Source organism: Mucilaginibacter aureus (genome assembly GCF_053514885.1).
Genome location: NZ_CP170601.1, coordinates 1,974,493 through 1,986,563 on the forward strand (window position 1 = coordinate 1,974,493; position 12,071 = coordinate 1,986,563).

The following is a 12,071-nucleotide window of genomic DNA, read 5'->3' on the forward strand; positions in this document are numbered from 1 at the left end:
GCTTTTAGTCAAGCGTGATCTGACGTTTAATGCTTTCTTCCAGCGAAATAAAGGTTTCGGTGCGTTGTATGCCCTTTACGCTTTGTATATGCTCGTTCAATACTTCGCGCAGGTGGTTGGTATCGTGGCAAACAATTTTAGCGAAAATGCTCCAGCTGCCGGTTGTATAGTGCAGTTCAACAATCTCTTTAATGTTTTTTAATTGTTTAACCGCTTCGTTGTATTGCGAACCCTTCTCCAGATAGATACCCAAAAAAGCACAGATGTCATACCCCAGCTTTTGCGGATCAACCTCAAGGTTGGCGCCTTTTATCACCCCCATCTCTTCGAGCTTTTTCATACGAACGTGGATAGTTCCGCCAGAAACGATCAGATCTTTAGCTATCTCCGTGTATGGAGTGGTAGCATTCTTCATCAATATCGATAAAATTTGGATGTCCAAATTATCAATTTCTAAATTCTGGGCTTTTTTGTGCGACATAAATTCTTAAATGTTTATCTAAATACAAGTTTAATTAAAAATTGTATAAAAATACAAATATTTTGTTAAAATATTTGCAAGGAATGTTCAAGCCTGTTAAATTTGTATTAAGCAAAAAACCTAAAAGCTAATCCTGTTCTTATAAATAAATTGTTGGGTGGTGAAATTTTTGGCAGACACACCTCCTTGTCGCGGTGGCGGAGATCATGGGAAACCCGAAGCGGGCTAACCACTCTGTGAAGGTTCGACTCCTTCCCCAACAGCTATTCCGGTTGAGAAACGGAATTAAAACTACAATACTGTAGGATGGTGAAATTTGGCAGACACACCTCCTTGTCGCGGTGGCGGAGATCTTGGGAAACTCTTAGCAATAAGAATAACCACTCTGTGAAGGTTCGACCCCTTCTCCTACAGCTCTTCTCATAATTTAGGTTTATAATTGGTTAGTAAAAGCCTCCTGCCCATCAGGAGGCTTTACTGTTTTTAAGCCTTTTTTAATCATTGTCATTTCGAGCGAGCATAGCGACGAGAAATCTTCTGCGAGCGATAGGTACGTTGCTAAGCTTAAATAACGGTGTATTTCACGCAAAGGCACGGAGGCGCCAAGTTATTTAGATAAGTTTCTTGCGCCTTAGCGGCTTTGCGTGAGCTTATTTGGGCGTTGCCTGCGGCCGGGCTATTCGTTCATACGCCTGCAGGCATTACACACAAGGCCGGTATCCACTTCTATCCCTAACGCAAACTTTCGGTACGTACTATTGCTGACTGCAACTGCCACTAAGAACTGCTACTATTTACAAATCCTGTGCTTCTGCATCAACTATTGGCTTTTTGCCTTTGATGCTTTTTTCAAAACTGATGAGGAAGGCAGGCAACAAAGTAAGGTTACAGATCATTGCCGTAAGTAGGGTGAACGATAGCAAAATACCCAGTACAACCGTTCCACCAAAGGTTGATGCTGCAAAAATGCCAAAACCAAAGAAAAGGATAGTAGCGATATAGATCATGCTGATACCTGTTTCGCGGATGGTGTCGGATACAATTTGCGAGATGGTTTTGGTGCCCAGGCTCAGCTCCTGCCGGTAGCGGGTTAAAAAGTATATGGTCTGGTCGGACGAGATGCCCATCGCGATACTGAAGATCAAAATGGTAGATGGCTTTAACGGGATACCTAAAAAGCCCATCAGGCCGGCGGTAATCACTAAGGGTATGAGGTTAGGCAGAATGGATATCAGCACCATTTTTAGTCCGCGGAACAGGATCAGCATCACCATAGCGATCAGAAATATGGCCAGCGCCAAACTTTGATACAGGTTTTTCACCATATAGTTAGCGCCTTTAACAAATATCACACTGCTGCCGGTTAGCTCAACATGGAATTTCTTCGGGTTAAATATCGAGTCGATGCGTGGCTGCAGTTCATCAAACAGCTTATTCAGTTTAGCCGAGCCAATATCCGCCATCTGGAAACTAACGCGCGTTATCTGTTTGTTACTGTCGAGGTAATTGTGCAGCATATCGGTTTTTTTACCCGAATTAGCCGCGTAGCTTAATATAAAGTTTTGCTCCATGCTGTTGGGCAGGCGGTAAAAACTACTGTCGCCGCCATAAAAAGCCTGGGTTGAATATTTTAACGCTTGTGTAAGCGAAATGGAGCGGCTAAAAGCCTGGTAGGATGAAATAAGGTTTTCCAAACGATTGATCTTATTGATCACACCCAGATTCATTACCCCGTTTTTGTGTTTGGTATCAATGGTGACATCCAAAGGCAATACGCCTTTAAAGTTCGACTCGAAGAAATGCAGATCGGTTAAGGTGGTACTGCTTTTGGGCAGGTCGTCGATCAGGTAGCTGTTCACCTTGATCCGCGATAAGCCATAACCACCAACTATTAAAATAATGACGGTACCCGCATAAATTACTTTACGGTTGTGGTGTACTATATGGTCAATCTTAATTAACAATTGCTGCATAAACGGGCGATCCTTAATACCGCTTTGCGATTTGCCCGGCGCAGGCAGGTAGCTAAAGATGATGGGTATCAATATCAGGGTAAGCGCAAAGGTGAGCATAATGCTGATGGAGGCCACCAGGCCAAACTCGGTTAGTATCTGGCTGTTGGTAAAGCACAATACCCCGAAACCTATGGCAGTAGTTACGTTGGCAATAAAAGTAGTAATACCTACTTTTTCGATCACGGTATACAGCGATCGCATTTTATCGCCGGTAAGGCCATACTCGCGGTAGTATTTATTGAGTAAAAATATACTGTTAGGTATACCGATGATGACGATAAGCGGCGGTATGATCCCCGTAAGGAGTGTAATATTATAATGGTTAAGCACCAGCAAGCCCAGGCTGCAGATAACACCCAAAACCACCACAATAACCGGGAAGATAACCGGGTAAAACGAACGGAAAAAGATAAGCAGGATCAGCGCCGTTATCCCCAGCGATAAACCCAAAAACAAACTGAATTCGTGCGAAACAAGATCGCTGATAATGGTGCGGATATACGGCTGCCCCGAATAGCGCATGGTGATATGATGCGCTGTGCCAAATTGATTGGCCTGCTGCAAAATGGTATCCAGTATTTTGCTGCGGGCAGGGGTATTAACCACTTTAGGGTCGAAAGATACCGCCATCAGGGTTGATTGCCGGTCGCGGCTTAATATCAGCTGATTATAAAATGGCTGCGCATATATTTGTTGCTTAACACTGTCGGCCGCTTGTGTTGATGTTAAAGGGGCAGCCACTAAAGGTTTTAAAACAAAGGTGTGAGCAGTAGTATCCTTTTGCAGTTTGTAGATATGAGCAACAGAAATTACCGCGCTTATACCTTTTATTTTTTTTAGGCTGTTGCCTAATTTGTACCAGTCGTTAAAAAAATCTTTTTGAAACAGGTTGGGCGTTTTTACTCCTATCACCATCGCTGTGGCATCTTCGCCAAACATTTTGCGGAACTGGGTGTAACGGATGTAAGCCGAATCGGTTACAGGCAATATTTTACCGGCATTGTAGGTAAGGCGCACTTTGCTTGCCTCGAAGCCCATAAACGAGCAGAAAACTAATACCGAAAACAGAATTATTAAACGATTTTTGAGAATCAGGTTGGCAAGTTTTTTCCAGATCATTTACATAATATTCGGTAAGAGGCGGTAAAACTACGAAATTTGCTTTAAAGCCCGATTTTATGAACGATATTGTGACAAAATGGTAATATTGGCGACACATCAGGATGAAAAAATTATTGGCCAGTTTTAAGTACGCCGCACAAGGGTTTAGCTATGCTTCAAAAACGCAGCTTAACTTTCGCATCCATTTAGTGATCGCGTTTTTTGCTTTATTGTTAAGTTGGTACCTACATCTGTCGGCAAACGAATGGCTTTGGGTAATATCAACCATTGCCGTTGTATTAACTGCCGAACTGCTTAATACCGCGATCGAAATATTAACCGACCTGATTTCGCCGGACTGGAACGAAAAGGCCGGGCATATTAAAGATGTATCGGCAGCAGCCGTAACCATTACAGCTATTTTTGCGGTAATAGTGGGTTGTATTATTTTTTTACCAAAGCTTATCGCAATATTATAGCACGCTAAGGCGGTAAGGCGCCAGGAAAAAACCTTGCGGGCTTTGCGGCTTTGCGAGAGAATCAGAAAAAAATATTATGCTGCACAAAACCCGCGGAATTGTTTTTAAAACCACCAACTATGGCGAAAGCAGTGTGGTAGTGCAGGTTTTTACCGAAAAGTTCGGTTTGCAATCGTACATGGTGAACGGGGTGAAAAAGCCAAAGGCTAAGATCAGCCGGAATATGCTGCAACCATTGCATTTGCTGGATATGGTGGTTTATCATAAAGCAAACGGAAGTATACAGCGTATTGCCGAATTAAAGAACGACCCGATACTGCAAAGTATCCCTTACGATGTGGTTAAAACTTCTATCGTGATGTTTTTGAACGAGGTTTTATACAAAGCCGTAAAACACCAGGCCACCGACGAAAATCTGTTCAGGTACATTTTTCATGGGATAGAATGGCTGGAGCACCAGGATACCGGCATCTCAAATTTTCACCTGTTGTTTTTATTAAAGCTTACGCGATACCTGGGGTTTTATCCCGAAATAAATCTGAATGTCGACGCTGATTTTTTTGATATGAAGGAAGGTGTTTTTAAACGGTACAAACCCGATCATGTGCTGTACCTGTCGCCGCCGCATACACATAACTTTAACCGGTTGCTGCAGTATTCGTTCGAAAACTTGCCCGAACTGAAGTTGAGTAACGATGAGCGGCGTTACCTGATAGCGAAGCTGCTGGAATATTATGCGCTGCACATCGAAAACTTTGGCAACGTATACTCGCACGAAATTTTGGAAGAAGTATTAGGCTAATACGCTATTGATCACCTTTTCCAGTTCATCAATATCGAAAGGCTTGGCTAAAAAACTATCGGCACCGGCATGGCTGGCCAGGATCTGGATATCATTATTAGCCGAAAAGTAAATAACGGGGATATGTTTTAACACATCAGAGCTTTTGAGCGTACGGGTAGCGGTAATACCGCCAACATCGGGTATCCAGTTATCCATCAATATCACATCCGGATTAATAGCCGCAACCTTATCGATGATCTCGTTACAATCGCCAAAGGTATGCACTTTCCAGCCCTGCTCCTCTAAAATATAGGTACAAATAGACAAGATGTCATCGTCATCATCAAATATGATAATACTTTTAGAGGAGTTATCGGCCATCACTTTAATAGAATAAGGTTTGATATTATTGGACAATTACAAAGTTTATAGGTTTTGTATAAAAAAGCAAATTGCCTTGTAGTGAAAATAATAAATTATTAGCTTAATTGTAGTTAAACAAAACCGCTGCCACAATGTTTATTGTAACAGCGGTTTTTTTAAAATTTATTTTTGACCGGCCGCTACCTCCATTGGGTTGGTGCCGGTTGACTGCCCGCGAGCCGCCGCCGCGCGCTGTTTAAACATTTCAAATTTTGATGGGGGCGGTACTTTGCCCCAGTAATTGTTTGTTTCGTCAATGTCTGCGGTTTCGCGCATCGGGTCTAATTTTATTGCTGTTACTTCTTTGCTTTGTACGTAAAACTTGGTTGCTTTGTTCTCGTTGAGCCGCCATATCTGTGCCGGTATCCGGTCGATGGTTTTGGTGCCGTCGGCAAAAGTAAACTCAACGATGATGGGCATTACCAAACCACCTTTATTGCTAAAGGATAATTCGTAAAAATATTTACCGGCATATTTTGCTTTTTCTTCGGCAGTAAAATCTTCTACAGGTGCTGTTTTGCGCGGAACGGGTTTAAAGTTCACCGTATCTATTTTAACAATACCGCGGGCATATTTCCAATAAAAGTCTTGCGTTGAAGTATCACGGTCAGTATAAAATTTGATGTTAGCGTCGGCACGGTTACGTACTTTGCTGATGTCATCAAATGCGGGTAGCAATGGTTTTAAATAGGTTGGTGTAACAGGCGGGCCTTTGTGTTCGGCCATTGAGTTGCTAAAGTCGGGGCGCGATACTTTTACCGAATCTAAAGAAATATCGCAGGCATCGGTACTGTAAAACCACCCGCGCCAAAACCAATCCAGATCCTCGCCGCTGGCATCTTCCATAGTGCGGAAAAAGTCGGCAGGGGTGGGGTGTTTAAACGCCCAGCGTTTGGCATATTCTTTAAAAGCATAATCAAACAGCTTGCGGCCCATAATGGTTTCGCGCAAAATGTTTAAAGCTGTTGATGGTTTGCTGTAAGCATTGGGCCCAAAACGAACAATGTTTTCAGAATTGGTCATGATGGGCTCCAGCTCATTTTTGGGCAATTTCATGTAATCAACAATGTTGTATGCCGCGCCGCGTTTGGTGGGGAATTTATTGTCCCACAATTCTTCGGTGAGGTATTCAACAAACGAGTTCAGGCCCTCGTCCATCCAGGTCCACTGGCGCTCATCGCTGTTAACGATCATCGGGAAAAAGTTGTGCCCAACTTCGTGGATAATTACGCCCAGCATGGCGTTCTTGGTGCTTTCGCTGTAAGTGCCGTCTTTTTCGGTACGGCCATTATTAAAGCAGATCATGGGGTACTCCATACCGTTTGACGCCTCCACGCTTTGCGCTACCGGGTAAGGGTAAGTAAATGTAAAATGCGAATACGTTTTAACCGTGTGTGCAACCGCTTTAGTTGAAAACTTGCTCCACAGGTTATAAGCTTCTTTACCATAAAAGCTCATACACATTACGTTTTTGCCGTCGACGTTTACGTTCATGCCATCCCATATAAACTTACGCGATGATGTCCAGGCAAAATCGCGCACGTTGGTGGCCGTAAATACCCAGGTTTTTTTGGCTTCGCTTTTTATAGGCTCGGCGGCTTTGGCATCGGCCAGGGTGACTATCTCGACCGGTACTGCTGATGTTTTTGCTTTGTTATAACGCGCCAAGCGTGCTGCACTTAATACCGCAGCGTAATTAATACACTCGCCGGTACCGCCAACCACGTGATCGGCCGGAACGGTTAGCTGCACCTTAAAGTTACCAAAGGCCAAAGCAAACTCGCCGCGGCCGGTAAACTGGTGGTTTTGCCATCCCTGGAAATCGCTGTACACACAAAGGCGGGGGTACCACTGCGTCATGGTGAAGAGGTAATTGCCATCTTCGGCAAAGTACTCATAACCGCCGCGGCCGCCAATGGTTAAGCGGTTGCTTATTTTATAGCTCCAGTTTAGTTTAAATACAAATTGCTGGCCGGGCTTTAAGGTGTAGGGCAGATCAATCCGCATCATGGTTTTGTTGATGGTATAGCTTAACGGTTTGCCCAGAGCATCGGTTAGTTTGCTGATCTTATCGCCATAACCATTATCGCTATCGTCGGTAATAGCCGGTGCGCCGCCTTTGGGCATGGTGGTGCTGCTTTGGTAGTTTGCATTATCAATATTGCTGTGCTGATTTTCATCAAGCTGCAGCCAGATGTAGGTAAGCGGATCGGGCGAATTGTTAAAGTAAGTTACGGTTTCGCTGCCGGTGAGTTTAAGGTTCTTTTCGTCTAAGCTGGCTTTAATGTCGTAATCGGCGCGTTGCTGCCAGTATTTAACACCGGGCGCGCCGCTGGCGGTGCGTTGCTCGTTGGGTGTGCTTAAAATGCTGCCCAGTTGTTCAAATTTGTTGCCGTGGTTACTGCCGGGGTTGTTCTGGATATCCTGCGCGGTAGTGATGCCGACTGTTGTTAGGGTAATGAATAATGAAGTAAATAACTTTTTCATGTTACTTGTTAATATAAAGAGGTCAGTTTTTAAAAAGGTAATCGTTCGAACGCCATTTTTAATGAAAGCGCGAAGGCAGCGGATGATAAAAAGAATATCCAGTCTCTACGTTTGATCTTAAAAATGCTTAAAGCAGCGGCGGTTAGTGCTAATATTATTGAAACCACGGCAATTTGCCCGGTTTCTAAACCGCAGTTAAAGCCAAACAAACCCCAGCCAATGGTTTGATCGTGCGCCAGCATGATACGGATGGAATTGGCAAAGCCCATGCCATGTATCAGTCCGAAACTTAGCGCAAGATAATAGTTTATCCGGATATTTTGTGGCTTTAAACCCGCTAAACGCAGATTATTAAGCGCAGTGAGAAAAATAGTGCAGGGAATTAAAAATTCGACCCATTTGCTTGAGAAGCGGATAATATCCAGCACACTTAAAATTAAGGTTAATGAATGCCCGATGGTGAACGCGGTAACGAGGATCAATACCTGCCTGGTATCCCGAAAGGTATAAATGGCTGCCAGGGCCAAAATAAAAAGCTGGTGATCCAATGCATCTGCACTGATAATGTGGTGCCAGCCGATCTTAAAATAGAACAGAAAATCAGGAACGGATTGAGAAAGCAAGGGTCAGTTTGTTTAACTTTTTAAATGTTAAAATTAAACCCTTTTTTTGCATTATTAAAACCCGCAGGCGCTATGTACAGTTTATTGCAGCATCATCTATTATATTGTTACCTGTTTGTGGCTTGTTTGATGCCCGCTAAAACGGTTACCAAAGCACCGCACCCGCTGCATGTAAGCACGGTAGATATTAACCTGAACCCTAAAAGCCAGAAGCTTGAGGTGATCTGCAGTATTTTTACCGACGATTTTGAATCGGCTTTAGCCAAACAATACGGTGGTAAGACAGACCTGAGCTTACCGACCATGCACACGGCCATGGAAGAACCGGTAAAAAAATATATTGCCGCACATTTGCAAATTAAAACCAATGGCAGGCTTGCGCCGATGACTTATTTAGGTTTTGAAAAGGTAAAAGAGATCGTGAATGTTTATTACGAATCGAGTGATAACATTAGCGCTTTAAAAAATATAGATGTGGATGTAAGCCTGCTGTATAACCTGTACAACGATCAATCGAATATTGTGCATATCACTGTAAACGGAAAACGCCAGAGCACCAAGATCGATTACCCGGAAAGGAAAGTGAGTTTGCAGTATTAACCTTCCAACATTTCAACCTTCCAACATTTAAAACCCTCCTATATTTTACCTATTTTTGCCGCATGACTAAAGAACAATTACAAGACTTGAGAGATAGAACTGCTTCTCTGAGGAGGCATCTTTGACATCGACAAGAAGCTTGACGAATTACACACAGAAGAGGCCATAACTACCAGTCCCGATTTTTGGGACAGGCCCAAGGATGCCGAAAAAGTACTGGCATCAATGAAAAACAAAAAACAATGGACCGACGCGTACGCTAAACTGGAAACGGTTGTAGAGGATACCGACGTAATGTTTGAGTTTTACCAGGCGGGCGATGCCACGGCTGAAGAATTGGACGAACAGTACAACCAGGCGCTTAAAATTGCCGAGGACCTGGAGTTTAAAAATATGCTGAGCTCGCCCGAGGACCAGCTGAGCGCCGTACTGCAGATTACCGCAGGTGCCGGTGGTACCGAAAGCTGCGACTGGGCCGGTATGCTGATGCGCATGTATATTATGTGGGCGCAAAAAAGCGGCTACAAAGTTACCGAACAGGATTTTCAGGAAGGGGATGTGGCCGGGGTAAAAAGCGTAACGTTACAAATTGACGGCGAGTTTAGCTACGGCTACCTTAAAGGCGAAAACGGTGTGCACCGCCTGGTGCGGATATCACCGTTTGATGCCAATGCCAAAAGGCATACCTCGTTCGCGTCGGTATATGTGTACCCATTGGTTGACGATACCATTGAAATAGACGTTAACCCGGCTGATATTGAGTTTGAAACCTTCCGTTCTGGTGGTGCGGGCGGTCAGAATGTGAACAAGGTGGAAACCGCGGTACGTTTATACCACAAGCCATCGGGTATCATTATCAAGAACCAGGAGTCGCGCTCGCAGTTACAGAACAAGGAGAATGCCATACGCTTACTGAAATCGCAATTATACGAGGCCGAAATGCGCAAACGCATGGAGATCACCAACGAGATAGAGGGCAACAAAAAGAAAATTGAATGGGGCAGCCAGATACGTAACTACGTACTGCACCCTTACAAAATGGTTAAAGACGTAAGGACGGGCCACGAAACATCGAACGCGCAGGGCGTGCTGGATGGCGACCTGGATGAGTTTTTAAAAGCGTTTTTAATGGAGTTTGGGGGAACGAATTGATTTCGGATATCGGATGTTCGATTTCGGATTTGGTTTGATTTCGGACTGTTTATGCTATAGCTTCAGAAGGTTTTTAATTGAACCTCGATGTTTTATATTGCAATAATTGATGAAAACTTTAGCAGAGACTAAGTTCCAAACTTTAGTAAAGGATGTTTTTCAGAATACTTTAAAGCCACTTGGATTCAAAAAGAAAGGAAATAACTTCTATTTGGGTTGCAACGGTTTTGGCAAAATTATTAATCTTCAAAAAAGTAGCTTTTATTCTAAAGAACATATTAATTTCACAATTAACACCGGCTTGTTTTCTCCTCAATATTGGGATGCATATTATACCTATCCCGGCAAGATATTACCTGATTATCCTAATGAGCCGGAATGCGTTATAAGACGCAGGATAGGAAATTTGTTGAATACAAAAGATACATGGTATGATATTGGCGATGATACAGATGTTGACGTTCTGAAACAAATACAATATCATAATTTAGTAAATGTTATTCTGCCATATTTTAATCGTATAAACAGCACTGAAGATATCATAGCTGAATTTGGGAATGAAAGGACAAATAGCCATTCAACGGTAGCAAAGCTAATGATACTTGGTGAGCTGGGACTGGTTAAAAGAGCGCAAGAGGAACTTGTGCGGTTGATAAATAAAGGATATGTAAACAACGACACTGTTTTAGAATATTGTAATAAGTATAAGCTTAAAGTATGATTTGGTTATCACGCCAAAGCAGATATTATATAGCCGGTGGATATATTCCAGGCTTTTTTATTGGGAATAAGTAACAATCCCTGTACAAATTATGACTTTGCAATAAAAGCATTAATTTTAAGGCAACCAATTATTGTTGTCATGTTTACACGAAAAACCCTTACTATAGTATTAGTGGTCTTATTTTCATCCCGTCTTTTCGCGCAAGAAACACCTATAAAACTTTACCCTAACGGTGTGCCTAATTCAAAACCAGCGCCGGCTACTTATGCTTTTAAGCTGGAGAACAACCGGGCAAGCATGGTTACCGATCCGACCATTACGCCTTATTTCCCCGAGAAGGGAAAAGCTAACGGTACGGCAATTGTAATTTGTCCGGGTGGTGGATACGCGCGTTTATCGATGGAGGGTGAAGGCTCTTCGGTGGCTAAGAAATTCGCGGAGATAGGTGTTACGGCTTTTGTGCTGACCTACCGCTTACCCAGCGATCAGATCATGGTTGACAAAACCATTGGCCCGCTGCAGGATGCACAACGTGCTATACAACTGGTTCGTCAGCGTGCTGCGGAGTGGGGCATTAACCCGGCTAAAGTTGGCATCATCGGTTTTTCGGCGGGTGGGCACCTGGCCTCTACAGCCGGTACGCATTTTGATAAAGCGGTGATCGATAACCCGAACAACATCAGCCTGCGGCCTGATTTTATGATACTGATGTACCCGGTGATCACCTTCGGCGACCTGGCGCACAAAGGATCGCGTGAGAACCTGATCGGTAAAGATGCACCGCAGGCCATGGTGGATCTGTACTCGAACGAGAAACAGGTTACCGCCAATACCCCTATTACCATGCTGGTGCAAGCCCAGGATGATAAGACCGTACCCGTACAGAACAGCCTGATGTTTTATGAGGCCCTGCTTAAAAACAACGTTAAAGCCGAAATGCTGATCTACCCCAATGGCGGGCATGGCTTTGGTTTGAATAATAAAACCACTAAAGATCAATGGTTTAACAGTGCCACCAATTGGCTGGATGCGAATGGGCTGTTGGGAACCAAACAATAAAAAAATTGTCATTTCGAATGCCTGAAAGGCTGAGAAATCTTCTGCTGCAGAAGTATGGAGTAGACAGGTATACTGTAGACCGGCTTGGAGCAGACAAGTATACAGCAGAAGATTTCTCGTCGCTATCGCTCGCTCGAAATGAC

General features: G+C 43.6%; 11 protein-coding genes and 1 tRNA gene. 7 read left to right on the plus strand and 5 right to left on the minus strand.

Features of this window, described 5'->3' with window-relative positions:
- Positions 1-4: 4 nt before the first annotated feature.
- Positions 5-481, minus strand: a complete 477-nt coding sequence (locus ACFGVR_RS08355; protein ID WP_448702348.1) for an Lrp/AsnC ligand binding domain-containing protein — start codon at positions 479-481, stop codon at positions 5-7.
- A 151-nt stretch (positions 482-632) separates the two neighbouring features.
- On the opposite strand from ACFGVR_RS08355, the gene ACFGVR_RS08360 reads away from it, so the two are divergent.
- Positions 633-744: transfer RNA gene (locus ACFGVR_RS08360), tRNA-Asp, on the plus strand.
- 531 nt (positions 745-1,275) lie between these two features.
- Here the strand turns inward: ACFGVR_RS08360 and ACFGVR_RS08365 are convergent.
- Positions 1,276-3,615, minus strand: a complete 2,340-nt coding sequence (locus ACFGVR_RS08365) for an efflux RND transporter permease subunit (protein WP_448702349.1) — start codon at positions 3,613-3,615, stop codon at positions 1,276-1,278.
- A gap of 104 nt (positions 3,616-3,719) precedes the next feature.
- Between ACFGVR_RS08365 and ACFGVR_RS08370 the strand changes: the two genes are divergently transcribed.
- Positions 3,720-4,076, plus strand: coding sequence for a diacylglycerol kinase family protein (locus ACFGVR_RS08370; protein ID WP_448702350.1), 357 nt, complete (start codon positions 3,720-3,722; stop codon positions 4,074-4,076).
- 76 nt (positions 4,077-4,152) lie between these two features.
- Positions 4,153-4,878 (plus strand): DNA repair protein RecO, encoded by a 726-nt coding sequence (gene recO, locus ACFGVR_RS08375; RefSeq protein ID WP_448702351.1) that lies wholly within the window; start codon positions 4,153-4,155, stop codon positions 4,876-4,878.
- Here recO and ACFGVR_RS08380 read toward each other — a convergent pair.
- The 3 genes from ACFGVR_RS08380 to ACFGVR_RS08390 all read right to left on the minus strand — a co-directional run bounded on the left by ACFGVR_RS08380 (position 4,870) and on the right by ACFGVR_RS08390 (position 8,393).
- Entirely contained in the window at positions 4,870-5,277 is a 408-nt protein-coding gene (locus ACFGVR_RS08380; protein WP_448702352.1) for a response regulator, read from the minus strand. The genes recO and ACFGVR_RS08380 overlap by 9 nt on opposite strands.
- Positions 5,278-5,406: 129 nt before the next feature.
- Positions 5,407-7,770: a M1 family metallopeptidase gene (locus ACFGVR_RS08385; RefSeq protein ID WP_448702353.1), complete on the minus strand. Its 2,364-nt coding sequence runs from the start codon at positions 7,768-7,770 to the stop codon at positions 5,407-5,409.
- 29 nt (positions 7,771-7,799) lie between these two features.
- On the minus strand, positions 7,800-8,393 hold the full coding sequence (locus ACFGVR_RS08390) for a HupE/UreJ family protein (protein WP_448702354.1): 594 nt from the start codon (positions 8,391-8,393) through the stop codon (positions 7,800-7,802).
- Positions 8,394-8,417: 24 nt separating this feature from the next.
- On the opposite strand from ACFGVR_RS08390, the gene ACFGVR_RS08395 reads away from it, so the two are divergent.
- The 4 genes from ACFGVR_RS08395 (at position 8,418) to ACFGVR_RS08410 (ending at position 11,928) form a co-directional block, all read left to right on the plus strand.
- On the plus strand, positions 8,418-8,993 hold the full coding sequence (locus ACFGVR_RS08395; protein WP_448702355.1) for a DUF6702 family protein: 576 nt from the start codon (positions 8,418-8,420) through the stop codon (positions 8,991-8,993).
- 62 nt (positions 8,994-9,055) lie between these two features.
- Positions 9,056-10,145 (plus strand): peptide chain release factor 2 gene (prfB, locus tag ACFGVR_RS08400; protein ID WP_448702356.1). Its coding sequence is split into 2 segments (ribosomal slippage): positions 9,056-9,115 and positions 9,117-10,145, totalling 1,089 coding nucleotides; the frame shifts between segments, so codons are not numbered across the junction.
- A gap of 109 nt (positions 10,146-10,254) precedes the next feature.
- Positions 10,255-10,866 carry a DUF4304 domain-containing protein gene (locus ACFGVR_RS08405; RefSeq protein ID WP_448702357.1) on the plus strand — a complete coding sequence of 204 codons (612 nt, stop codon included), beginning with the start codon at positions 10,255-10,257 and terminating at the stop codon, positions 10,864-10,866.
- A 141-nt stretch (positions 10,867-11,007) separates the two neighbouring features.
- Complete coding sequence (locus tag ACFGVR_RS08410; RefSeq protein WP_448702358.1) at positions 11,008-11,928, plus strand: alpha/beta hydrolase; 921 nt, start codon at positions 11,008-11,010, stop codon at positions 11,926-11,928.
- Positions 11,929-12,071 lie beyond the last annotated feature (143 nt).